General features: G+C 59.9%; 22 protein-coding genes. 18 read left to right on the top strand and 4 right to left on the bottom strand.

The features are described from left to right. The first annotated feature begins 6 nt into the window (after window positions 1-6). Window positions 7-852: an NADPH-dependent oxidoreductase gene (locus tag CFAEC_RS12090; RefSeq protein WP_290277158.1), complete on the top strand. Its 846-nt coding sequence runs from the start codon at window positions 7-9 to the stop codon at window positions 850-852. On the opposite strand, the gene CFAEC_RS12085 is transcribed toward CFAEC_RS12090, so the two are convergent. Then, the gene (locus CFAEC_RS12085; protein ID WP_290277156.1) at window positions 791-1,216 is read right to left on the bottom strand and encodes a hypothetical protein; all 426 of its coding nucleotides are present in this window, start codon (window positions 1,214-1,216) and stop codon (window positions 791-793) included. The two genes, CFAEC_RS12090 and CFAEC_RS12085, sit on opposite strands and share 62 nt — an antisense overlap. Window positions 1,217-1,752: 536 nt before the next feature. On the opposite strand from CFAEC_RS12085, the gene CFAEC_RS12080 reads away from it, so the two are divergent. Continuing rightward, window positions 1,753-2,421 (top strand): hypothetical protein, encoded by a 669-nt coding sequence (locus tag CFAEC_RS12080; protein ID WP_290277154.1) that lies wholly within the window; start codon window positions 1,753-1,755, stop codon window positions 2,419-2,421. A 153-nt stretch (window positions 2,422-2,574) separates the two neighbouring features. Here the strand turns inward: CFAEC_RS12080 and CFAEC_RS12075 are convergent, their stop codons facing one another. Next, complete coding sequence (locus CFAEC_RS12075) at window positions 2,575-3,948, bottom strand: FAD-dependent oxidoreductase (protein WP_290277152.1); 1,374 nt, start codon at window positions 3,946-3,948, stop codon at window positions 2,575-2,577. Between the two features lie 481 nt (window positions 3,949-4,429). On the opposite strand from CFAEC_RS12075, the gene CFAEC_RS12070 reads away from it, so the two are divergent. The 8 genes from CFAEC_RS12070 to CFAEC_RS12035 are packed head-to-tail and all read left to right on the top strand — an operon-like array spanning window position 4,430 to window position 12,148. Further along, window positions 4,430-6,154 carry a nitrite/sulfite reductase gene (locus tag CFAEC_RS12070; RefSeq protein WP_290277151.1) on the top strand — a complete coding sequence of 575 codons (1,725 nt, stop codon included), beginning with the start codon at window positions 4,430-4,432 and terminating at the stop codon, window positions 6,152-6,154. Continuing rightward, a complete protein-coding gene (locus CFAEC_RS12065) occupies window positions 6,151-6,414 on the top strand; it encodes a hypothetical protein (RefSeq protein ID WP_290277149.1) in 264 nt (87 codons plus the stop codon). Before CFAEC_RS12070 ends, CFAEC_RS12065 begins: the two co-directional genes overlap by 4 nt. After that, window positions 6,411-7,196, top strand: a complete 786-nt coding sequence (locus CFAEC_RS12060) for a phosphoadenylyl-sulfate reductase (RefSeq protein ID WP_290277147.1) — start codon at window positions 6,411-6,413, stop codon at window positions 7,194-7,196. Before CFAEC_RS12065 ends, CFAEC_RS12060 begins: the two co-directional genes overlap by 4 nt. Continuing rightward, window positions 7,193-8,119 carry a sulfate adenylyltransferase subunit CysD gene (gene cysD / locus CFAEC_RS12055; RefSeq protein WP_435384235.1) on the top strand — a complete coding sequence of 309 codons (927 nt, stop codon included), beginning with the start codon at window positions 7,193-7,195 and terminating at the stop codon, window positions 8,117-8,119. The genes CFAEC_RS12060 and cysD overlap by 4 nt, the downstream gene beginning before the upstream one ends. After that, window positions 8,119-9,477 (top strand): sulfate adenylyltransferase subunit 1, encoded by a 1,359-nt coding sequence (locus CFAEC_RS12050; protein WP_290277145.1) that lies wholly within the window; start codon window positions 8,119-8,121, stop codon window positions 9,475-9,477. Before cysD ends, CFAEC_RS12050 begins: the two co-directional genes overlap by 1 nt. A gap of 24 nt (window positions 9,478-9,501) precedes the next feature. Continuing rightward, window positions 9,502-10,239 (top strand): sirohydrochlorin chelatase, encoded by a 738-nt coding sequence (locus CFAEC_RS12045; RefSeq protein WP_290277143.1) that lies wholly within the window; start codon window positions 9,502-9,504, stop codon window positions 10,237-10,239. A gap of 11 nt (window positions 10,240-10,250) precedes the next feature. Next, window positions 10,251-11,195: a sulfite exporter TauE/SafE family protein gene (locus CFAEC_RS12040; protein ID WP_290277141.1), complete on the top strand. Its 945-nt coding sequence runs from the start codon at window positions 10,251-10,253 to the stop codon at window positions 11,193-11,195. After that, window positions 11,192-12,148: an LLM class oxidoreductase gene (locus CFAEC_RS12035; RefSeq protein ID WP_290277140.1), complete on the top strand. Its 957-nt coding sequence runs from the start codon at window positions 11,192-11,194 to the stop codon at window positions 12,146-12,148. The genes CFAEC_RS12040 and CFAEC_RS12035 overlap by 4 nt, the downstream gene beginning before the upstream one ends. Before the next feature lie 27 nt (window positions 12,149-12,175). On the opposite strand, the gene CFAEC_RS12030 is transcribed toward CFAEC_RS12035, so the two are convergent. Continuing rightward, complete coding sequence (locus CFAEC_RS12030; protein ID WP_290279920.1) at window positions 12,176-13,567, bottom strand: NAD-dependent succinate-semialdehyde dehydrogenase; 1,392 nt, start codon at window positions 13,565-13,567, stop codon at window positions 12,176-12,178. A 213-nt stretch (window positions 13,568-13,780) separates the two neighbouring features. On the opposite strand from CFAEC_RS12030, the gene CFAEC_RS12025 reads away from it, so the two are divergent. After that, window positions 13,781-14,350: a nucleosidase gene (locus CFAEC_RS12025; RefSeq protein WP_290277139.1), complete on the top strand. Its 570-nt coding sequence runs from the start codon at window positions 13,781-13,783 to the stop codon at window positions 14,348-14,350. A gap of 11 nt (window positions 14,351-14,361) precedes the next feature. Here the strand turns inward: CFAEC_RS12025 and CFAEC_RS12020 are convergent, their stop codons facing one another. Next, window positions 14,362-15,708 carry an AI-2E family transporter gene (locus CFAEC_RS12020; RefSeq protein WP_290277137.1) on the bottom strand — a complete coding sequence of 449 codons (1,347 nt, stop codon included), beginning with the start codon at window positions 15,706-15,708 and terminating at the stop codon, window positions 14,362-14,364. Between the two features lie 116 nt (window positions 15,709-15,824). On the opposite strand from CFAEC_RS12020, the gene CFAEC_RS12015 reads away from it, so the two are divergent. The 7 genes from CFAEC_RS12015 to grpE all read left to right on the top strand — a co-directional run bounded on the left by CFAEC_RS12015 (window position 15,825) and on the right by grpE (window position 22,671). After that, a complete protein-coding gene (locus CFAEC_RS12015; protein ID WP_290277136.1) occupies window positions 15,825-16,409 on the top strand; it encodes a S24/S26 family peptidase in 585 nt (194 codons plus the stop codon). A 122-nt stretch (window positions 16,410-16,531) separates the two neighbouring features. Beyond that, a complete protein-coding gene (locus CFAEC_RS12010; RefSeq protein ID WP_290277135.1) occupies window positions 16,532-17,074 on the top strand; it encodes a SipW-dependent-type signal peptide-containing protein in 543 nt (180 codons plus the stop codon). 104 nt (window positions 17,075-17,178) lie between these two features. Further along, window positions 17,179-17,766: a SipW-dependent-type signal peptide-containing protein gene (locus CFAEC_RS12005; RefSeq protein WP_290277133.1), complete on the top strand. Its 588-nt coding sequence runs from the start codon at window positions 17,179-17,181 to the stop codon at window positions 17,764-17,766. Further along, window positions 17,767-19,188, top strand: coding sequence for a hypothetical protein (locus CFAEC_RS12000; protein WP_290277131.1), 1,422 nt, complete (start codon window positions 17,767-17,769; stop codon window positions 19,186-19,188). Further along, window positions 19,181-19,804, top strand: coding sequence for a hypothetical protein (locus tag CFAEC_RS11995; protein ID WP_290277129.1), 624 nt, complete (start codon window positions 19,181-19,183; stop codon window positions 19,802-19,804). The genes CFAEC_RS12000 and CFAEC_RS11995 overlap by 8 nt, the downstream gene beginning before the upstream one ends. Window positions 19,805-20,140: 336 nt before the next feature. Beyond that, window positions 20,141-22,000 (top strand): molecular chaperone DnaK, encoded by a 1,860-nt coding sequence (gene dnaK / locus CFAEC_RS11990; protein WP_290277127.1) that lies wholly within the window; start codon window positions 20,141-20,143, stop codon window positions 21,998-22,000. Further along, a complete protein-coding gene (gene grpE, locus CFAEC_RS11985) occupies window positions 22,000-22,671 on the top strand; it encodes a nucleotide exchange factor GrpE (protein WP_290277124.1) in 672 nt (223 codons plus the stop codon). The genes dnaK and grpE overlap by 1 nt, the downstream gene beginning before the upstream one ends. Window positions 22,672-22,875 lie beyond the last annotated feature (204 nt).

Raw genomic sequence — 22,875 nt, 5'->3', positions numbered from 1 at the left:
ACCTACTTGAGCAGTAGTAATCCGGCCCACGGTGACTCAACGCCCACGGAGCTCATCCACGCCCGTTATGGAGCGGCGGTTGACTGGGAACCAGGGGAGTGGAATGACACCCTGGACGTGATCCTGAGCCACCGGTCGGTGCGTAAATGGTTGGATGAACCGGTCACCAGGGAACAGATCCAGACCATTGTCGCGGCAGCCCAATCCGCACCGAGTTCCTCCAATAAGCAGACCGTTTCAGTGGTGGCGGTGCAGGATGCTGAGCTCAAGAAGGAATTGCAGGTGGTGGGCCGACAGATGTTCAACCACATCGAGACCGCCCCTGCCGTGTTGATCTGGTGCATTGACCATTCCATTGCACGGGTGCTGGCGCAACGTGATGGCAAGGAACTCGGCGCTCTGGAGTATTTCGATGAGGCCGGTCTCGGTTTCCTGGATGCTGGAATCATGTCGCAGAACGCTGCGATTGCGGCGGAATCCTTAGGGCTGGGCACGGTCTATCTGGGATCCATGCGCAATGACATGGAGCGGGTCCAGGAGTTACTGGGCCTGCCCGACCATGTTGTGCCGGTCGTGGGTTTAGCCATCGGCCATCCGGATCCCACTGAGCGGGCGGGCATCAAACCGCGCCTGCCCCAGGATCTCGTTCTGCATTGGGACGCTTATCAGGTGCCCGAGCAAACGCTTATCGACGCCTACGACACCGCCCTGGATACCTACTATTCCCGCTATGGGCAGCATCAACTCTGGTCACATCAGTTCGTCTCCCGCTTGAATGCGGAGAGCATCACTAAAACCAGTCGTCGGTTCGTTCGTCGCGTGCTAGAAAAAGCTGGCTTTGGCCTGAAATAGCCTCCACGAGCAGGGCCAACCGACGAAGATCCTCATGGACGATCTCGCAGTCGCGTTCAAACTCCGTCTCGGTGGAATCAAGACGCATCACGGTGAAGATCAGCTCGGCTCCATAGGGGTGGGGAGTCACCCGCAGCGGGTTATACGATCTGATGCCATTGGCGAGGGTCACGGTGTGATCGAGGATGCCGCTATCATTGCGCGGGACAAATTCGGTTCGCGCCGGTCCCATGGGGGTGTCCAGCTCTACGAGGTCATCGTTGATGATCTCGACTTTGCCAGTTGAGAGGCCTATCGCCCACTGCTGGAGGTATTCAACATCGCGTGCGATGGAGTAGACATCATGTGGGCTTGCATTAACCAAGATGGAAATATGTTGGGAATCCGAGATCCGCATAAGGCTCAGAATACGCGCATTTCGGTCCCATGAGAGCTGATCTGATTCCTTTACGGGGGGCGATGGAACTCCACATGGCGGATGAGAGGTCGGCACCACCATATTCAACATCGGCCGTTGGTGCCCCGGAAGTTATCCACAGGCCCGACGGGTTGGTTCTTGTGCGTCCCCTTGCGGGTCGTGTTTGATCCAGAGGCATGGGGGTATTGATCAAGGCATCCGGGATGTCTGCGGGGAAACGCCGAGATATCTACCGGCGTAGTTCTGCCGGTGAATTAACCAAACTTGCCCCGGGGATCTTCGCTCCTCAGGAGGTCTTGGAATCCGTTACACCCTGGAGGCTTTACCAACTCAGGTGCGCTGCAATGGGATACGCCTACCCGAAATTTGTCCTGGTAGGTAAGTCCTCAGCAGCAGTACAGAATATTCCTTATGGCGCTGTACCCGCCTGGGTGGAGATGGCACGGGCTCGGGGACCGGGAGGACTGACAAATGAGTTGGTCATGATTCGCGGCCTGGCGGCGCTTCCTGGACAGACAGTGCAGAAACGCTTCGGGCTGAATGTCACAACACCACTCCACACTGTTCTGGACATGGGGAGATGGCATCCGTTGGGGGACGCTGTCACTGCCGCAGATCACTGTCTACATGAGAACGTCTTTAGCCTTCCCTACCTGGAGGAGTATGTCTCCCAATTGAAAGGAATACATGGGATCAACAGATTAAAAGATCTGGTGCTCCTTGCACACGGTGCGTCAGAAAGCCCCCGTGAATCTGCACTGCGCGTGGCCATGTGGGAGAACGGCTTCCCCGCCCCTGAACTGCAAGCTTCCATCGTGAACGGGGATGGAAGATTTCTCGGACGAGTGGATGCCTTGTTCTCAGCGGAATCGGTGCTGGTGGAATATGACGGCAGAGATAAATACACACAATCTACTGAGAAAGCTCTCATGGAGGAACGCAGAAGAGAAAAAGACCTGCTGAACCTCGGGACACGTATGATCCGCGTGACTGCGGAGACATTTGCTGATGGTGAATGGATTCCAGCCTTGCGTCGTGAGCTTGAGCTGGGGCGGAACCGACCACTTCCGTTGGAATCGTGGGCTTCGAAGGGCCTGGGGTGGGGGAGCCTTCGTGACAAGCATCCCCGCGGTTCTGTCTACTCTGGGTAGATATCAAAAATGTTCGTCTGTGAGCACGCGGGTGCTCACACACGAACAAGGTCGAGGGTTTAGGCGGTCAGAGCCAGGTTTTTAGGCGGGTTTGTTCGTTTGGGAGCAACCGTCTGCTCCCAAACGAACAAACTCGCCCCGTGCCGGGAGAAACTAAGCAACAACCGGGACTTCGCGGGCGCGCTGGACCATTTCCTCCCAGTCAACGATCTTCTTGCGCTCGCGGCCTTCCTCCTCACCGAGGGCACGCTCGGCGGCATCGAGCTGGTACCAGCCTTCCCAGGTGGTGTAGGGGATGTCGCGGGCGTCGAGAAGCTTAACGATGGCATCGCGGTCGGTGTGCTTCGGGGCTTCCAGGTTGCCGGCAGCCGCATCTGCGATGAGCATATCGGTGGTTTCCTTGGCATCGGACTTGGTGTTTCCGATCAGGCCGATCGGTCCACGCTTGATCCAGCCGGTGGCGTACAGGCCCGGTACCGGAGCAGCCCCCGGTGCTTCGAGGACGTGGCCACCATCGTTGGGGATGACGTTCTTGCGGTCGTCGAAAGGCACGCCGTCAATGGCGTCGGACTTGTAGCCGACCGCGCGGTAGACAGCCTGGACCGGCCACTCGGTGAATGCGCCGGTGCCGTTGACATCACCATTGCCGTTGAGTTCGGTGCGTTCGGTGCGCAGGCCCACCACGCGACCATCCTTTTCCAGGATTTCCACGGGGTTCTCAAAGAGGTGGATCTGGAGGGTGTGCGGGGCATCCTTGGGTTCGCGGATGGCGTACTGCTCAAGGATCTGGCAGACCAGGTCCTGGGACTTGGAGGCACGGCGGGCATCTTCGGAAGCTGCGTCGTAATCGATGTCTTCGGGATCAACCACCACGTTGATGGTGTCGGAGTGGTCCAGTTCCTTTAGCTCCTGTGGGGTGAACTTCACCTGGGCAGGGCCCCGGCGACCGAAGACGTGAACCTCCTTGGCCTGGTTCTTCTTCAGGTTCTCGTAGACATTATCGGGGATCTCGGTGACCTTGAGCTCATCACCGGTCTTGGCCAGGATGCGGGCCACATCCAGGCCCACGTTGCCCACGCCGATCACGGCTACAGACTCGGCGGACAGATCCCAGTCGCGGGAGAAGCGTGGGTTGCCGTCGTAGAAGCCGACGAAATCGGCAGCACCGAAGGAACCCTCGGCATCAACTCCGGGGATGTTCAGGTCGCGGTCACGGACGGCACCGGTGGAGAAGACCACTGCGTCATAGTATTCGCGGAGTTCTTCAACGGTGATGTCGCGGCCCACGGTGATGTTGCCCAGGAGACGGAGGCGTGGCTTGTCCAGCACCTTGTGCAGGGATTTCACGATGCCCTTGATGCGTGGGTGGTCAGGTGCCACACCGTAGCGGATCAGGCCGAAGGGTGCGGGCATCTGCTCGAAGAGGTCAACGTAGATCTCGTGCTCCTCATTGCGGATGAGGAGATCGGAGGCGTAGATGCCGGCGGGACCGGCACCGATGACGGCGACGCGCAATGGAGTGGTCATCTGCTTGAAACCTTTCGTGCCCATAAGGGGAGAGGGGCGAGTTCTGATGAGGATCGGGATGCGTTACGTGCGGTGCTTCAGTGGGGCTGGAATCTTTATGACCCACTCGGTCTGCTAAAACAGACCAGGTTGTAGACCGCTTGGTCTGTAAACGTAGCAGTGAGTAGTCCTGGGTCAAAGTGAAAACTCCATTAAATTCACAAAACCGCCGAAGCCGATCCGCACCGCCTGGTTAAATTCACCCCAAACCCAACCTTATTTCGCCTGGACAAAGCATTTAGCTTGAGTTTTCCCGTAGTAAAAATCACAAAAAAGTGAATTTAAGGGTTGTTGTAGACAGAGCGGTACGTATAGGTTTCTTTCTTAGTTAAAGCATCTCCAATTGCGGCATCACAACAGCCCACATGGCGAAGCCCCAGAGCTAGAGCCCCGTCCCACAGCCATGAGGGCGCAGAGTTTTACAGGAGCGATGAGAACCCCAATGTCACCAACAACCACCCCGGCGCAGGTCGCAGAGCAGCCAGCTGGCCCAACTAGCCCCGCCACCCCGAAGCGCCCCGTCCGCAAGCCCAAGCCGGAGGGGCAGTGGAAGATCGACGGCACCGCGCCACTGAACCACGTTGAGGAAGTTAAGCAGGATGAACCCGCCTTCGCAGTGAAGCAGCGGGTCATTGATATTTACTCCAAGCAGGGTTTCGCCTCGATTGATCCGGACGATATCGCCCCGCGCTTCAAGTGGCTCGGCATCTACACCCAGCGCAGGCAGGATCTCGGCGGTGAACTGACCGGCCAGCTCTCCGATGCAGAGTTGCAGGATGAGTTCTTCATGATGCGCGTGCGTTTCGATGGCGGCCTCGCCTCCCCGGAGCGTCTTCGTGTAGTCGGTGAGATCTCCCGAGATTACGCCCGTTCCACCGCGGACTTCACCGACCGCCAGAACATCCAGCTGCACTGGGTCCGCATCGAGGATGTGCCCACCATCTGGGAGAAGCTGGAGTCGGTTGGTCTGACCACCATGCTCGGCTGCGGTGACGTTCCCCGCGTGATCCTCGGTTCGCCGGTGTCCGGCGTTGCGGCTGAAGAGCTTATCGACGCCACCCCAGCCATCGACGCCATCCGTGACCGCTACCTCGACAGCGATGAATTCCATAACCTGCCTCGTAAGTTCAAGTCTGCGATCACCGGCAACGCCCGCCAGGATGTCACCCATGAGATCCAGGACGTGTCTTTCGTGCCGTCTGTCCACCCGGAGCATGGCGTCGGATTCGAGTGCTTCGTGGGCGGTGGCCTTTCCACCAACCCGATGTTGGCGCAGCCACTGGGCTCCTGGATTCCGATCGAGGAGGTCCCGGAGGTCTGGGCCGGTGTGGCTGGCATCTTCCGTGACTATGGTTTCCGTCGTCTGCGTAACCGCGCGCGTCTGAAGTTCCTGGTGGCGCAGTGGGGTATCGAGAAGTTCCGCGAAGTTCTGGAGACCGAGTACCTGGAGCGCAAGCTCATCGACGGACCCGCCATCGAGACCAACCCGGGCTACCGCGATCACATCGGCATCCACCCCCAGAAGGACGGCAAGTTCTACCTGGGTGTGAAGCCCACCGTGGGTCATACCACCGGTGAGCAGCTCATCGCCATCGCCGATGTGGCAGAAAAGCACGGTATCTCCCGCATCCGCACCACCGCAGATAAGGAGCTGTTGTTCCTGGACATTGAGCGCGAGAAGCTCACCGAGGTTGCCCGCGACCTGGATGAAGTCGGTCTGTACTCCACGCCGTCCGAGTTCCGCCGCGGCATCATTTCCTGCACCGGCCTGGAGTTCTGCAAGCTTTCGCACGCCACCACCAAGTCACGGGCCATTGAGCTTGTCGACGAGCTGGAGGAGCGCATCGGCGACCTCGATGTCCCCATCAAGATCGCCCTCAACGGTTGCCCCAACTCCTGCGCCCGCACCCAGGTCGCCGACATCGGATTCAAGGGACAGACCGTCACCGATTCCGACGGCAACCGAGTGGAGGGTTTCCAGGTTCACCTCGGTGGCTCGATGAACCTGGACCCCAACTTCGGTCGCAAGCTCAAGGGACACAAGGTCATCGCGGATGAGGTCGGCGAATATGTCACCCGCGTTGTCAGCAAGTTCAAGGAGCAGCGCACAGAGGACGAGCAGTTCCGCGACTGGGTGCAGCGCGCTGCGGAGGAGGACCTGAGTTGAGTTTGCGCCGCAAGCCGAACCCCAATCGCAACCATCCCCTGTTCTGCCCCTACTGCGCTGGCGAGGTTCTCTTCCCCAACGAGGAAACTGACTTCGCCTGGCTGTGCGCAGACTGCACCCGCGTCTTCGAAGTGAAATACCACGGACAGGACGACCCGGTCAGCAGGCCGGCAGCAGCAAAATCCACATCACAGGCACTCAAAGAATCACTGGCCCGACACGGCCACAAACTACCCGGAGGAGGTGACCCGGAGCAATGAGTTTCACTGCCATCAACGCCCTGAAGAACACAGGATCCGTCAAGGATCCGGAGGTATCTCCTGAGGGCCCACGCACCACCGCGCCACTGCCCGAGGACATCGCTGCAAGGAACCTGGAGCTCGTCGACAAGCACGCGCAGGCGTTGTATGACGCCTCCGCGCAGACGATCCTCGAATGGGCCGCCGAGCATGCGCCGGGCCGCGTCGCGGTCACGCTGAGCATGGAGAACACCGTGCTCGCGGAGCTGGCTGCGCGTCACCTGCCGGAGTCGGATTTCCTTTTCCTGGACACCGGTTACCACTTCAAGGAAACCCTTGACGTGGCAAAGAAGGTGGATGAGCGTTACAACCAGGAGCTGGTCACCGCGCTGCCGATTCTGTCCCGCCCCGAGCAGGATTCCCTCTATGGAAAGAATCTGTACCGCAGCAGCCCGACGGCCTGCTGCCGAATGCGCAAGATGGAGCCGCTCGCGGCCAGCCTCTCGCCTTATGCCGGCTGGATCACCGGGCTGCGACGTGCCGACGGACCCACCAGGGCCCAGGCGCCGGCGCTGTCCCTCGACGCCACCGGCAGGTTGAAGATCTCCCCGATCATCACCTGGTCGCTGGAGGAAACCAACCAGTTCATCGTCGAGAACAACCTCATTGATCACCCCCTCACGCACCAGGGATACCCATCCATCGGCTGCGAAACCTGCACCCTGCCTGTCGCTGAAGGACAGGACCCCCGTGCCGGCCGCTGGGCCGGCAACGCCAAGACAGAATGCGGACTTCACTCATGACCACTGTTATCTCACCAGCTTCCACCACTGAACTCTCCCCACACCTGAAGGACCTGGAGAACGAGTCCATCCACATCCTCCGGGAGGTGGCTGGCCAGTTCGACAAGATCGGCCTGCTCTTCTCCGGTGGCAAGGACTCCGTGGTGGTGTACGAACTCGCACGCCGCGCTTTCGCACCGGCCAGCGTTCCTTTTGAACTTCTCCACGTTGATACCGGGCACAACTTCCCGGAGGTCCTGGAATTCCGCGACAACCTGGTCGAGCGCACCGGCGCCCGCCTGCGGGTGGCCAAGGTCCAGGACTGGATCGACCGCGGTGACCTGCAGGAACGCCCAGATGGCACCCGCAACCCACTGCAGACCGTTCCACTCGTGGAATCCATCGCCGAGCAGGGTTATAACGCTGTTCTCGGTGGCGCCCGCCGCGATGAGGAGCGGGCACGTGCCAAGGAGCGTGTGTTCTCCGTGCGTGACTCCTTCGGTGGTTGGGATCCCCGCCGCCAGCGCCCGGAGCTGTGGACCCTCTACAACGGTGGCCACCTCCCGGGTGAGAACATCCGTGTCTTCCCGATCTCCAACTGGACTGAGGCGGATATCTGGGAGTACATCGGTGCCCGCGGCATTGAGCTTCCCTCCATCTACTTCTCCCACGAGCGCGAAGTTTTCGAGCGTGACGGCATGTGGCTCACCCCGGGTGAATGGGGTGGCCCGAAGAAGGGCGAGGAGATCGTCACCAAGACCGTGCGTTTCCGCACCGTCGGCGACATGTCCTGCACCGGTGCGGTGCTCTCCGAGGCACGCACCATCGATGATGTCATCGAAGAAATCTCCACCTCCACCCTCACCGAACGTGGTGCCACCCGCGCCGATGACCGACTCAGTGAATCCGCCATGGAAGACCGCAAGAAGGAAGGCTACTTCTGATGACTGCTCCAACCCTGAACTCTGATACTGCAGCAGCCCAGGCTGCCAACGAAGCCAGCGCAGCCCAGGCAGCCGCCGGCGCCGCGGCCAAGATCTCCCAGCGCGAAACCCTGCGTCTGTGCACCGCCGGTTCCGTCGATGATGGCAAGTCCACCTTCGTCGGTCGTCTGCTGCATGACACCAAGTCCGTGCTCGCGGACACCCTGGCGTCCGTGGAGCGCACCTCCGCCGACCGCGGTTTCGAAGGCCTCGATCTCTCCCTGCTGGTTGATGGCCTGCGTGCTGAGCGTGAACAGGGCATCACCATCGATGTCGCCTACCGCTACTTCGCCACCGACAAGCGCACCTTCATCCTGGCTGACACCCCGGGACATGTGCAGTACACCCGCAACACCGTCACCGGTGTGTCCACCTCCCAGGTTGTTGTCCTGCTGGTGGATTCCCGTCACGGTGTGGTTGAGCAGACCCGCCGCCACCTTTCCGTGGCAGCACTGCTCGGTGTGAAGACCGTCATCCTGGCTGTGAACAAGATTGACCTGGTGGATTACTCCCAGGAAGTTTTCCAGGAGATCGAGAAGGAGTTCACCGAGCTGGCCACCGCACTGCGCGTGTCCGATGCCCGCGTGGTTCCTATCTCCGCCCTGCGCGGTGACAACGTTGCCGAGCGCTCCACCAACATGGACTGGTACGAGGGCCCCACCGTGCTGGAGATCCTGGAGTCCATCGAGGTCTCCCGTGGTCGCGCCAATGACCTGGGTTTCCGGTTCCCGATCCAGACCGTCATCCGTGAGCACGCCACCGATTACCGTGGTTATGCCGGCACCATCAACGCCGGTTCCGTTGCCGTCGGTGACACCGTTTACCTCCCCGAGGGTCGCACCACCGAGGTCACCCACATCGATTCCGCAGATGGCCCACAGCAGTCTGCAGCGGTCGGCGATGCTGTTGTCCTGCGCCTGGCTCATGATATCGATCTGATCCGCGGCGAACTCATCTCCGGTGAGGATCGCCCCGAGGCTGTGCGCAGCTTCAACGCCACCGTGGTTGGCCTGACCGACCGCGACCTGCGTCCCGGCGCAGCAGTCAAGGTCCGCTACGGCACCTCCCTCGAGCGTGGCCGCATCGCAGCCGTCGAACGTGTCCTGGACATTGATGGCCGCGAAGACAACGAGGCACCGGAGTCCTATGGGCTCAATGACATCGCGCATGTGCGCATTGATGTCGCCTCCGAACTCCCCGTGGAGGACTACGCCGCCCGTGGTGCCGTCGGTTCCTTCCTGCTCATCGATCAAAGCTCAGGCGACACCCTGGCAGCAGGCCTTGTCGGCCACCGCCTGCGTGACACCTGGGACATCTAAGTCCTGCCAAGATAGGAAAAACCCTTGATCCCCCTGATCACGCTGTCCCACGGTTCACGCAAGAAAACAGCTGCCGCCGGCATCACCGCGCTCACCGCGGAGACCGGGCGAATGTTGCGCGTGGATGCGGTGGAGGCGCACCTCGAGCTTGCGGATCCGTCACTCGATGACGTGGTCGGTCAGCTCGCTGCGCAGGGCGTGACCAGGGCGGCGCTGGTTCCGCTCCTGTTCACCGACGCCTTCCATAACAAGATCGACGTGCCTGAGGCCGTGCGCGATGCGCAGGCCAGACACGGCGTCCGGTTGTTGGTGGGCCAGCATCTCGGCGCGGGTGCGGATATTGCCGGGGTGCTTTGCGACGCCCTACCCCGCACCCTCCCCGTGGGTGCCCATGTGGTTCTGTACGCGGTGGGAAGCTCTGATGCAGCAGCCAACACCTCGGTGGAGAACCTGGCCAGTGAGGTCTCACAGGGATCCGGTCACACCGTGGAGGTCGCCTATGCCACGAGCGGACCCGGTGTTGGTTTCGGTGGCGCCGCGGTGATTGAGGCGGCCCGTGGGCACCGGAATGTTCATATCCTGCCCTTGTTTGTCACCGAGGGGCTGCTGCTTGACCGGGTGCTCGACCAGGTGGACAAGATCTCTGCCGCCACCGGAGCCCGCATCACCCACTCTGATCCCCTGACCACTTCTCTTGCCCCTCTGGTGGCGGCCCGGTACCGGGCGGCACTCAGCGAATTACTCGCAGAAACTACCGCATAAGGAACCCGCTCATGCAGACTCTCATTCTGATTGCGATTGCAGGCCTTGCAGCCCAGCTTGTCGACGGCGGCCTGGGCATGGGTTTCGGTGTCACCTCCACCACCATCCTCATTCTGCTTGCCGGCCTTGGTCCGGCACAGGCATCCGCCGTCGTGCACACCGCTGAGGTGGGCACCACACTGGTGTCCGGAATCAGCCACTGGAAATTCGGCAACGTGGACTGGAAGGTGGTGTTCCGCCTCGGTGTGCCCGGTGCCATCGGTGCCTTCGCCGGTGCCACCTTCCTGTCCAATCTGTCTATGGAAGCGGCAGCCCCGATCACCTCGGGGATCCTGGCGTTGATCGGTATCAACCTGGTGTGGCGCTTCAGCAAGGGCCGGGTGAAGCGGACATTCAGTGAGCGTCCGCATTCCTCCGGATTCCTCGGCGGCCTGGGTGTGGTCGGTGGCTTTATCGACGCCTCCGGTGGCGGCGGCTGGGGCCCGGTGACCACCTCGACCTTGTTGTCATTGGGACGCACTGAACCACGCAAGATCGTGGGCACTGTTAATACCGCGGAGTTCCTGGTTTCCCTGGCGGCCACCCTCGGTTTCATGATCGGGTTGTGGTCAGATCTGGTGGATAACCTCGCTGCCGTGTTTGCGCTGTTGATCGGTGGCGCCATTGCCGCACCGATCGCGGCGTGGATGATCAGCAGGGTCAACGCCACTGTTCTCGGAGGGTTCGTGGGAACAGCGATCATTGCCCTGAACCTGCCCAAGGTGTTGGATGCCACGGGGCTGTCCTTCGAAGGTGATTGGATCATCCAGGTGGCGGTCGCCATCGTGGGTATCTCCTTCACCGTGCTGGGGCTTCGCCGTTACCGCGCCAATCTTGCCCGTGTCCTGGAAGAAGAGGCAGCTGCTGAGGATGGCCGTGAAGTTTCACCGCCAGCCAAGGTGAAGAGCCGGTCGTGACACCCTTTTCATTGTCGTCAGCGCCCACTGATTCACTCCCCGGTTTCCGGAGGGTGTTTCCCGGTGGGCGTTTGACGTTGGGTCTGGCGCTTCCCCTGGATTCTGGATCAGCGGAAGAACCCGATGTGAACATCGCCCACCAGATCGCGCTGGTGCAGCGGGTGGAGGCTGCGGGGTTCGCCGCGGTATGGCTCCGGGATATCCCTCTGCGTGATCCCGACTTCGGGGATGTAGGCCAGACATGGGACCCGATCAGTTATCTGGGGTATCTGGCGGCGTCGACAAGCGTTCTTGCGTTGGGAACCGCAGCCATCGTGGTGCCGGTACGGCACCCGCTCCACCTGGCTAAACAGGCGGCCAGTATTGATCACCTGAGTGGTGGGCGTTTTCTTTTCGGTGTGGCCACCGGTGATCGGTCCAGTGAGTATCCGGCGTTCGGTGTGCAGGAGGGGCACCGCGATGAGATGTTCCGCGAGCATCTGGGCGTGATGCAACAGGCCTGGACCACGCAGCATCGTGGTATTCGCTGGTCAGGTGGTCGGATGTGGGGTGGGGATGTGGTGCCCAAGCCACTGGCCGTGCGCCCACCGTTGTTGACCGTGGGGTCGTGTCTGCAGTCAATGGCCTGGCACCGGGAGCATGCCGACGCCCACGTGACCTACCACCGTGCCCTGCCGGTACAGAAGAAGTACATCGACGGTTGGCGCTCGGAAGGCAATGGGAAACCGTTCGCCATGTCGATGTCGCTGGATCTGCATGCGGATGTGGACGCGGCCGCGGGTCCGATCAAATTCGGGTGGCGTGTCGGGGCCAGGCGCCTGGTGGAGATTCTCCGCGAGCTGGAGGCGATGGGTGTGGATCACGTCATCCTGGGTGTGAAACGGGGCACCAGACCCGCTGAGGAGGTGGTGGATGAACTCATCCACCATGTGATTCCGGAATTCAGAGTGTAGAGATCCGGAAGCACCCTCATCGGTTAGTTAGAAGTTGCCGTCAATATCGGTGACAACCACAACCTTCTGGTTCACGAACTCCTTGATACCCAGATCAATCAGTTCATGCCCATAACCGGAGTTCTTCACCCCGCCGAAGGGGATGTCTGCCTTCACGCCGGTGGGCTGGTTGATGTAGACCATGCCGGTATCGATGCGGCGGGCGACCTTCCTGGCGCGGTCGATGTCCTCGGAGAACACCGAACCACCCAGCCCATAAGGGGTGTTGTTGGCCAGTCGCACCGCCTCGTCTTCATCCCTGGCGCGGTAGAACTGGGTGACCGGCCCGAAGAACTCAGTGTGGGCGGTGATGGAATCATCGGGAATATTGGTCAGCAGGGTGGGGCGGAAGAACGCACCCTTCTCTGGAACCTCAGCGCCGATGACCTCGACGGTGACACCTTCATTGCGGGCTGTCTCCACCTGGGTGGCCAGATCATCGGCGGCCTTCTGTGAGGACAGCGGTGCGAGGGTGGTGGCAGGATCCATGGGATCACCGGCCACCAGCTCGGCAACGTGCCTGGTGTATTCCTCCAGGAATTTATCCGCTACCGCATCAACCACGATGAGACGCTTCGAGGAGACACACACCTGGCCTGCGTTCCAGTGACGGCCGAAGGCAGCCCACCGGGCGGCCTTCTCAATATCGGCATCCTCCAGGACCACGAAGGCATCCGCACCGCCGAGTTCCAGGGTGGACTTTTTCAGATGCTTGGCGGCGGTGGAAGCAACCACGGAACCTGCACGCTCAGAACCGGTTAATGCGACACCCTTGATGCGGGGATCAGCCAGGATGCGGTCTGTTGCATCATGGTTGGCGAAGATATTGGTCAGCAGCCCCTCGGGTGCACCGGCGTCCATATAGAGCTGAACCATGGCCAGCGCTGACTGTGGGACATTCGCGGCGTGCTTCAACACGATGGTGTTACCGGCCATGAGCTGAGGTGCTGAAATGCGGATGACCTGATAAAACGGGAAGTTCCACGGTTCAATGGCATAGAGAACACCCAGTGGTTCATTCACCAGCGAGACATCAGTGTCACCGAAACCCTTGGCGCGGAGATAACGGGGAGCAAGGTGCTCCGGTCCGAACGTGGAGTAGTACTCGAGAATATTGGCAGAGAGTTCAACCTCAGCCTCGGCCTCACCGATGAGCTTGCCCATCTCCAGTGTGAGGATCTCAGCATAACGGCGTGAATTCTCACGCAGCTCCCGGGCGGCGCGGCCCAGCAGTGCTGCACGCTCCTCAACCGGCTGGTTTTTCCAGGATTGGAATGCGTTATGGGCGCCGCTGACGGCGGTTTCGATCTGCTCCGGGGTGGCATCGTCGAAGGTTTTAACCACGTCACCGGTGTAGGGATTAATTGTCTGATAGGCTATTTGATAAATCCTTCCTAAAAATATTGGCTGATTATAATGTAATTCCTATCGTATCAAAAGTTGACATGTCAAGTAAAAGTGGGTGTGGAAGGTTTTTGAATGGGCGGATAATTCCTCAGGGAATCTCCAAGTAGAAGGTGCCCCGGGCAACGCAGTGTTGCCCGGGGCACCTTCTGTCTCATGTTGGGGGAGGCTGTCGGTTACGGTGAGCTGGTGACCACTACACTTTTTGTCTCCGCAACGCGGGAGGAAGCTGCTTATCTTCCCGCAGGTACTGATCTGATCGTCACCGGCATTGGCACTCTTAATTGTGCGATCGCCCTCACCAGGGAACTGGCCGGCAGGTCAGCACTTCCGGATCGGATCATCAACATCGGTACCGCTGGCGGTCTGCACGACGGTATCAGCGGTGTGTTTGAGATCGCGCGTGTTTTCCAGCACGATTTCTCCAGCGACCTCATCTCCCAGATGCTGGGGCGTCCCTATCCCAATGGCAGTGGGCTGCCGGTGTCTGGTCGTCTTCCCGTGGCACATCTGGCTACCGGTGACGCTTTCATCAGCGACACCGCCACGCGCGAACGCCTCGCACGCAGCGCGCACCTCTGCGATATGGAGGGTGCTGCGGTGGCGGCGGTCGCAGCCAGCTTTGGCGTTCCCGTGACCCTGCTGAAGCAGGTCAGCGACCAGGCTGACGAGGGGGCGGCGACCACCTGGTTTGAGGCGGTTGATGCAGGTGCCAAAGAGCTTTACGACGCCCTGATCGCCCACGACTTCCTTCCATAAGGCGGGAAGGGTTAGTCGTCCTCCACCGGTGTGGAACCAGGTCGCTCCGGGGTATTCTTCCGGCGGCCGATGTTGGCTAATCGTTCACGGACAGAGTGGAACGCCTCGGAGGAGTTCGTTCCACTCTTGTTCGCGGACCGTTGAGTCTGGATCTTGATGTCATCCACCGTGATTTCACCGGAACGTAGTGACACCAGCTCTGCGTGATAGCGGAACCACACCGCGACCACCGCTGCGACGGGCACCGCAAGGAATGCGCCCATGATGCCGAACAGGGTGGAACCAATCGTGACGGACAGCAACACGATGGCGGCGTGCAGTTGCATCGCCTTGCCCTGCAGGAATGGCTGGAGGACATTGCCCTCGAGTTGTTGGACCAGAATGATCAGGCCGAGCACCAGCAGTGCATTGGTGAGTCCGTTGGTCACCAGGGCCACGATCACGGCCAGGGCGCCTGCGGTGAACGCACCGATGATCGGGATGAAGCCACCGAAGAAGGTGATCACCGCGAGGGCCAGGGCGAGCGGAACCTGGAGGATGACCAGGCCGATACCGATGAAGATCGCGTCCACCAGGGACACCAGCGCCTGGGTGCGGATGAAGCCCGCGAGGGTATTCCAGGAACGGGTCAGAACCTCGGTGAGGTGCCAACCGGCGTTATCACCGGTGTATTTGCGCAGCCAGGGAAGGAATCTCACACCGTCCTTGAGGAAGAAGAACGTGAGCACGAACATCACGACGATGGTGACCACCACGGTGGTGGCTGCCGAGAAACCGGTGAACACACCGGAGGCGATATTTGATGCCTGATCCTGGACCCATGCGGTGGCGTCACTGACGAACTCATCAAGCTGTCCGAGGTCGAGGTTCAACGGGCCGTTCTGAAGCTGGTCCAATAATGATTGGACACCTTCATAGGCGCGTTCATAGACCTGCTGGGACTGGCTGGCCACGCTGGGGGCAATGGCCGTGAAAATGCCACCGATGAGGAGGAAGAATCCGAGGATGGTTGCGACGGCAGCCAACGCCGGTGGCCATTTGTGTTCCCGCAGGAACTTGGTCACCGGCCAGAGGACAGTACAGACCAGCAGCGCCAGGAGAATGGGGAGCAGACCTGCCCAGATGAATCCGAGACCCTGCCAGAAGATCCAGGCGGCGATGACAAAAACAATGAAGCGCAGTGCCCACCCCGCGGCCCAGCGTCCATCCCGGCCGATCACGGCTGCACGGTCGATGGTTTGACCGGCTTCAAGGGCCTCGAAGTCCACGAGGTCACCTTCCACTGCTTCCGAAAGCTTCTCGGACATGTCTGTATTCTTCCCCGTGCTTTGTGGGGGGATGTCTGATGGTTCGGTCATCTGAGCTCCAACTATCAATGGTATGAGTGGAAGTGATCTATGAACCGCAACGATACCGGTTCTTAGGTTGTTAGTCTGGACAGCATTATCTGAGGGTTATGGCGGGAGGGGTCGGGGTGGGCGTCGCAAAGCGTAAAAAGGCGTCCGGCCACCGGGCGGCGCTGCGTTGGCTGGGGGAGGTGGTGCTGACTGCGCTGGCGGCATTCGGGGTGCTCTGCGTGGTAGCGGTGATCGCGGCGTATGCGTTCGGGATCAATATCATGATGTTCAAAACCGGATCGATGTCCCCGGAGATCCCCGCGGGTTCAGTGGCATTGGTGAGGACGATCCCCGCTGGTGAGGCGGAGGTGGGTGACGTGGTGGCGGTGGATCGCGCGGGCAGGTTGCCGATCACCCACCGTGTGATCTCCAATGAACCCGATCCGGAGAACGCCCCGGAGGGACGGATCATCCAGATGCGGGGCGATGACAATCCGCACCCGGACCCCTTCCCGTATCACGTGGAGGAGGTGAAGTTGCTGTTCTGGTCGCATCCGGAATGGGGACATCATGTGGCACGGCTGGCGGATCCGCGCACGCTGGGACTCGTGACCATCATGGCAACGGTGATAGTGATCTGGGCGTTCTGGCCCAGGGATGGACGTGGGGGAGCGGGTAGGCACCGGCGACGGAATCAGGGCACGCCAAATCGGGAAAATTAGCCCAAAACCACATTTTGTCCTGATTTTTCCGAATAAATGTGTGCGACTCCATTGTCTTAAAAAAGAAACTGAATATAATAAATAACTGAGAGTCGGGAAAGCGATAGGTAGGTGGGATTCACATGGGGCAGAGATCCCGCCAACTCCGCGCACTTGCGGCGGGCGGCGCGGTGCTGGGTATCGGTGCCACCATGACACTGGCGGCATGGAGTGACGTGGAGATTTTCGAGGGCACTTTTCAAGCCGGGACTTTTGATATTCAGGGATCGGCAGACGGCATCGCCTGGGCCAGTCATGCAGATACCCCACTGCGGTTGTCCTTCACCGGTTCTGACAACCTGGTCCCCGGAGTGGCGGTATATGAGGAATTCCACCTGAGAAATATCGGCACCATCCCGGCGCCGGTCACCTACTCCGCTGTGGCCCAGGGGGATCTGGGCCTGGAGGCAGACCTCACCTACCGGCTTTCCGCCGTTGATGCAGGTGGCTGCGATGCCGGCACTCTGGCAGCTGGGACCGCCATTGCGGAGGGGGAAGAGTTTATCCTTGCAGTGGATGCGACCCAGCCACTGTGCATCGAAGTCCAACTGGCTGACTCCTATGGTGCAACCCTTGCAGAGCAGGGGAGGGTCGTCTGGACCTTTGATGCAGTGCAACAGGAATGACCGTGCAGAGGCTGCAAGGCTGGGACCGCCAGCCGGAGAAAAGACAGCGCCTTTATACGTGAGAGATCTACCACCGCTAAAAAACAAGAAATGATCTGATTGACGTGACGCAGAGTCGACGCCTCCGGGCAGTGCTGGCATCCACCGCGGTGCTGGGGCTCGGTGCTGTCGCAACACTGGCACTGTGGTCTGACTCTGAAGTTATCTTCGGCGAGTTCACCTCGGCAGGTTTTACCGTGGAGAGCGCCCCTGCCCCCACCGCCACCTTTGAAGAACATGACAGCCGTGACGGTGCTGTGGTGCTCAACTTCGACCTGCCCTTCGGCGGTCTCGTCCCCGGGGAACCAGTGGAGGCAGAACTGTGGTTCCGCATGACAACCGCCACATCCGGCGAGGTGCAGGTGCTGGCACCGGTGGTGGAACGCGCGGATCTCAATGACCACGTGGATATAGAGGTCAGTACCGGTGCCTGCCCGGTTGGGGGACAGGAGCTGCAGTCAGGTTCCCTGGGTGAACTTGTCCCTGCAACAGAGACACTGAAGCTTCCTCCCGCAGGTGGGAACGGCCCAGGTATTGCTCAGGGGCTGTGCATCGGGGCAACCCTCCGGGACATCTCTGATCTGCCTGCGGGAAATTACTCCACCGGGACAATTGAGTGGAGTTTCGCAGTGACAGAGAGGGTGGTGGGGTAGATGGCGGGTCATCATTCACGGTCGTTTGCCAACTCTGCTGTGGTGGCGGTGCTGGTGGTGCTGGTGTCCATTGCCGCTGTGATCCTGTCCTGGGGTGTCATCAGCATTGTTGGTGCCAAGGAAGACGGATCGCAGTCATCGCTGACACCTGCCACGGATTCAGTGACCTTCGACGCGGAGTTCCAGGCTGAGGAAAAACCTGTGGAAGTTATCGGGCAGTACGCAAGAACCTACGTCCGTGGTGCCAGTGGAGATGAGTATGAACTGCTCAGCGGCTACAGCGGAGAGCGTCAACCTCGTCAGACTGAAGAATGGACAGAGATTGATGATGGCAGGGATCATGAAGCAGGCACAGTGAATTTTGGCACGGCTTGCGTCTACGGCGGGGATGATTCCACAGCTTCCTGTGGTGAAGCAGGTGATGCAGGAGCTGCTGCAGGTGCTTCATTAACAGGTGGGTATATAGATGAAATGCTGTATAAGGCAGACCTCCTCGGGCTGCCGATTGGAATTGTCTTCCCTCCCAATATGAAGGCTGCCGCCACCATTCCATTGGGGGTTCAGGCACGATGTGCTGTGGATGAGGATGGGAATCCTGATCTTTTTGGGAGCCGCCCAACCGGGACCATTTCGGTGGGAACCGGTATTCTTCTGGGGCTCATTGAAAACGTCGACCATTACGATCTGGCTACTCTGATCAATGAAGGGGGAGACCCCTTCCCTGACGGGGACACTGTTCACGTGAGTCGGACGAAACGGAATGGCACCCTGGTTAGCTCCTCCTATATCCACACGCAGATCACTATGAACTGGGGAGTTGATAACCAGAATCTCCGGGCTTTTTCCGAAGTGACGGTGGCTTATCGAGGTGAAGTTCTCGGCCCGACTGAGTGGGATTCCCACACCATCCGTTCGGAATGCGGATTGAAGCTTTCAGATGGTCGCGGCAGCACAGCTCCTCACGGTGCTTCTTCCCCCGTCGCCCAGTCTCTGGGAGCTTTGATGATGCCCCCTGCAACATCCGCGACCGGTAGTCCGCAAATCTTCGGTTTCACCACCGAAGACACCATGAGCCTGCCGGGAATGGATTATCATCTTCTGGCTACCCGCGAACTTGATGCGTCCGATCGCCTGGAGATCGAAGCGGTGCTCGCTGAGATTGCTGCTTCTGGCGATGTTGAAGGCCCCAACTGGAAGTTGTTTGACGCCCAGGCGGCTGGTGAGCTTGTCCCGGTTGTTGAAATTGAGCTTGTCGACGGCGCGATCGCCCAGGCCCGTCCCCTGATTCCCGGCGCTTCAGTACCTGTACCTGATGTTGTCATCACCACCTCCTCAGCACCCACTACATCCGTCAATGCTACACCGACCACCTCTGCGCAGACCACCTCTGCCACCACCCCGGAAGGTGATGGCGATGAGTAACCTCCTGCGAAGCCGTGGTGGAGTAGTTGCTTCCATCTCTGCTCTGGCGGTGGCAGCGGCCCTGTTGGCAGCGCCTCCTGTACTGACCGAAGCCCAGCGGAGCACCACACATTTTGCTGCCGCTGAACTGTACACCTCTGTTCAACCGGTGTTGAACCTTGAAGGGTCCACTGATAACGCAACCTGGGGTGGGTCGACAACACTTGATTTCGGCCCGGAGCAGATGGCTTTGGCTGTGGGAGAGGAGAATGCTGTCTATGCATCGCTGTTTGTGCGACCTGGTGCTGGAACGAATGCGGCAGCCTCAGTAACAGTCACTGAAACCGGGTTGTTGGATACCGGCTTCGCAGACTCCCTGCGAAGTCAGATTTATGTGGATCCGCCCAGTTGTGATGAGTCCGGTATCGGTGCACAGCAACCAATTGCTTCTGGAGCGTTGCGTGGACAGTCCACCTCCCGCTTTGGTTTGGATGCCCCGGAGATAATCGGGGAGGCGGGCGATCCTGTTGGCCTGTGTGTCCAGGTCTGGATGAATGACAATAACTGGTTGCTCGGCGGGACAATCCCACCCATGGATGCAGCCAGGTGGGAGATAGCTGCAACCACGACCAGTTGACGGCTTGCTCAAAGGTTCGCTGCACGGGATCGCGTGATGGATTTCGCCCTCGCAACCCCGAAAACTTGGCCGGATAACGGTGAAAAACGTCCGCTCTTAGCGAACAAAACTTCCGTGCCGCCTTATGGAACCTCAGGGTTGTCCCCTATTTAGCCCTGATTACCAGCAGGAATGGGCAAAGTTGAGTCGACTTGGAATAACTTTATGGTTAGGGTGGTTGCAGAAGGTGTAAGGTTGAGTGTGATCCGCTCAAGGGTATCTGTTAGTATGATCCCCGAAGTTGAGCTCAACGCAGTCAACCGCCGAAAGTAAATCGAAACATCAGGAGGAAACATAATGGGACGTGCAGTAGGAATTGACCTTGGTACCACCAACTCTGTGGTATCCGTACTTGAAGGTGGAGAGCCGGTAGTTATTGCAAACTCCGAGGGCTCCCGCACCACCCCGTCCGTGGTGGCATTCGCCAAGAACGGCGAGGTCCTGGTTGGCCAGTCCGCCAAGAACCAGGCTGTCACCAACGTTGACCGCACCATCCGCTCCGTCAAGCGCCACATCGGCACCGACTGGTCTGTCGCCATCGATGACAAAAACTACACCTCCCAGGAGATCTCCGCACGTACGCTGATGAAGCTGAAGCGCGATGCCGAGGCTTACCTGGGCGAGGATGTCACCGACGCCGTCATCACCGTCCCTGCCTACTTCGAGGACTCCCAGCGCCAGGCCACCAAGGAGGCTGGCCAGGTTGCAGGTCTGAATGTTCTGCGTATTGTCAACGAGCCAACCGCTGCTGCTCTGGCCTACGGCCTGGAGAAGGGCGACCAGGAGCAGACCATTCTGGTCTTCGACCTCGGTGGTGGCACCTTCGATGTCTCCCTCCTGGAGATCGGCGATGGCGTTGTTGAGGTCCGTGCGACCTCCGGCGACAACGAGCTTGGTGGCGATGACTGGGATCAGCGTGTTGTTGACTGGCTGGTTGAGAAGTTCCAGTCCTCCAACGGCATCGACCTGACCAAGGACAAGATGGCCCTGCAGCGTCTGCGCGAGGCTGCTGAGAAGGCCAAGATCGAACTGTCCTCCTCCCAGAATGCCAACATCAACCTGCCATACATCACCGTTGATGCTGACAAGAACCCACTGTTCCTGGACGAGAACATCTCCCGCGCTGAATTCCAGCGCATCACCCAGGACCTCCTGGACCGCACCAAGACCCCGTTCAACCAGGTGGTCAAGGATGCCGGTGTCTCGGTCTCCGAGATCGACCACGTCGTGCTCGTCGGTGGTTCCACCCGTATGCCTGCCGTGACCGAACTGGTCAAGGAGCTCACCGGTGGCCGCGAGCCGAACAAGGGTGTCAACCCGGATGAGGTCGTCGCAGTCGGCGCAGCCCTCCAGGCCGGCGTGCTGCGCGGCGAGGTCAAGGACGTGCTGCTTCTCGACGTCACCCCACTCTCCCTGGGTATCGAAACCAAGGGTGGCGTGATGACCAAGCTCATCGAGCGCAACACCACCATCCCGACCAAGCGTTCCGAGACCTTCACCACCGCAGAGGATAACCAGCCTTCTGTTCAGATCCAGGTCTTCCAGGGTGAGCGTGAGATCGCCAACGCCAACAAGCTGCTCGGATCCTTCGAGCTCGGTGGCATCGCACCTGCACCACGTGGCGTCCCACAGATCGAGGTCACCTTCGACATCGACGCCAACGGCATCGTGCACGTCACCGCCAAGGACAAGGGCACCGGCAAGGAAAGCACCATCACCATCCAGGACGGCTCCGGTCTGTCCCAGGAAGAGATCGACCGCATGGTCAAGGACGCCGAGGCTCACGCCGAAGAGGACAAGAAGCGCCGCGAGGAGCAGGAAGTCCGCAACAACGCTGAGTCCCTGGTCTACCAGACCCGCAAGTTCGTCGAAGAAAATGACGACAAGGTCTCCGAGGATCTCAAGAACACGGTTGAGGAAGCCGCCAAGGGTGTTGAGGAAGCACTCAAGGGCGAAGACCTCGACGCCATCAAGGCTGCCGTGGAGAAGCTGAACACCGAGTCCCAGGAAATGGGCAAGGCCATCTACGAGGCTGACGCAGCTGCAGGGGCAACCCAGGCAGATGCCGGCGCCGAAGGTGCTCCAGCAGATGACAACGTTGTTGACGCTGAGGTCGTGGAAGACGACGCAGCCGAAAACGGTGAGGACAAGAAGTAATGACCAACCCCAACGGAATGCCCGACAACCCCGGCGATCCTGAGAACACCGACCCGGAGGCAACCTCCGCGGACTTCGCCGAGCAGGCGGCGGATGATGCCGCAGCCCGCCAGGCCGAGGATCCAGAGGCCGGACACGACGCTGAGGTAGAGCCCGAAATCGACCCGGCGCTGGAAGCTGAGATCGACGCGGCCCTCGCTGACGTTGATGTGGATATTGATCCAGATGCTGACGGCGACGGTGTGGTTACCGACATCGAACAGCAGCTTGCTGAACGCACCGAGGATCTGCAGCGGGTCACCGCCGAGTACGCCAACTACCGTCGACGTACCGAACGTGACCGTGCCGGCATCATCGACACCGCCAAGGCCGGCGTTGTTAGTCAGCTGCTCCCGATCCTTGATGATCTGGATCTGGCTGAGCAGCACGGTGACCTGGCAGAAGGTCCACTGAAGACGTTCGCGGACAAGCTCCTGAACACCCTCACCGGCCTCAAGGTGGAAGCCTTCGGAGCCACCGGTGATACCTTCGATCCGGAGATCCACGAAGCAGTACAGGATCTGTCCGAAGGTGACACCAAGGTCCTGGGCACGGTTCTCCGCAAGGGGTACCGGTTCAATGACAAGCTGATCCGTAATGCGATGGTCATCATCGCCGATCCGGAGCAGTAGAACCCACCTCAGCAGGACTGGTGGGTGACGGACAGGTTGTTCGTCGATAAGCGTGCAGTTTCAACCGCACGCACAATGGGGCGCGGTGTCTGGAAAGGCCCCGCGCCCTTTGTGGCCACCCCCTGGTGGCGATAATTGCATAGTTTATGAATACAGACTTGTAGAATTACACATTTTAATTACCTCACGCAGCACAGAATGAGG

Origin of the sequence: Corynebacterium faecale, assembly GCF_030408735.1 — a bacterium.
In the GTDB taxonomy this organism is placed as follows: domain Bacteria; phylum Actinomycetota; class Actinomycetes; order Mycobacteriales; family Mycobacteriaceae; genus Corynebacterium; species Corynebacterium faecale.
The sequence above is the reverse complement of the archived record's forward strand: the minus strand, read 5'-3'. Positions and strand labels throughout refer to the sequence as shown.

Coding starts and splice junctions, on each gene's coding strand:
- CFAEC_RS12040 (WP_290277141.1), top strand. CDS start 10,251: ATGCAGACTCTCATTCTGATTGCGATTGCAGGCCTTGCAGCCCAGCTT.
- CFAEC_RS12020 (WP_290277137.1), bottom strand. CDS start 15,708: ATGACCGAACCATCAGACATCCCCCCACAAAGCACGGGGAAGAATACA.
- CFAEC_RS12050 (WP_290277145.1), top strand. CDS start 8,119: ATGACTGCTCCAACCCTGAACTCTGATACTGCAGCAGCCCAGGCTGCC.
- CFAEC_RS12010 (WP_290277135.1), top strand. CDS start 16,532: ATGGGGCAGAGATCCCGCCAACTCCGCGCACTTGCGGCGGGCGGCGCG.
- CFAEC_RS12080 (WP_290277154.1), top strand. CDS start 1,753: ATGATTCGCGGCCTGGCGGCGCTTCCTGGACAGACAGTGCAGAAACGC.
- CFAEC_RS12060 (WP_290277147.1), top strand. CDS start 6,411: ATGAGTTTCACTGCCATCAACGCCCTGAAGAACACAGGATCCGTCAAG.
- grpE (WP_290277124.1), top strand. CDS start 22,000: ATGACCAACCCCAACGGAATGCCCGACAACCCCGGCGATCCTGAGAAC.
- CFAEC_RS12075 (WP_290277152.1), bottom strand. CDS start 3,948: ATGACCACTCCATTGCGCGTCGCCGTCATCGGTGCCGGTCCCGCCGGC.
- CFAEC_RS11995 (WP_290277129.1), top strand. CDS start 19,181: ATGAGTAACCTCCTGCGAAGCCGTGGTGGAGTAGTTGCTTCCATCTCT.
- cysD (WP_435384235.1), top strand. CDS start 7,193: ATGACCACTGTTATCTCACCAGCTTCCACCACTGAACTCTCCCCACAC.
- dnaK (WP_290277127.1), top strand. CDS start 20,141: ATGGGACGTGCAGTAGGAATTGACCTTGGTACCACCAACTCTGTGGTA.
- CFAEC_RS12070 (WP_290277151.1), top strand. CDS start 4,430: ATGTCACCAACAACCACCCCGGCGCAGGTCGCAGAGCAGCCAGCTGGC.
- CFAEC_RS12000 (WP_290277131.1), top strand. CDS start 17,767: ATGGCGGGTCATCATTCACGGTCGTTTGCCAACTCTGCTGTGGTGGCG.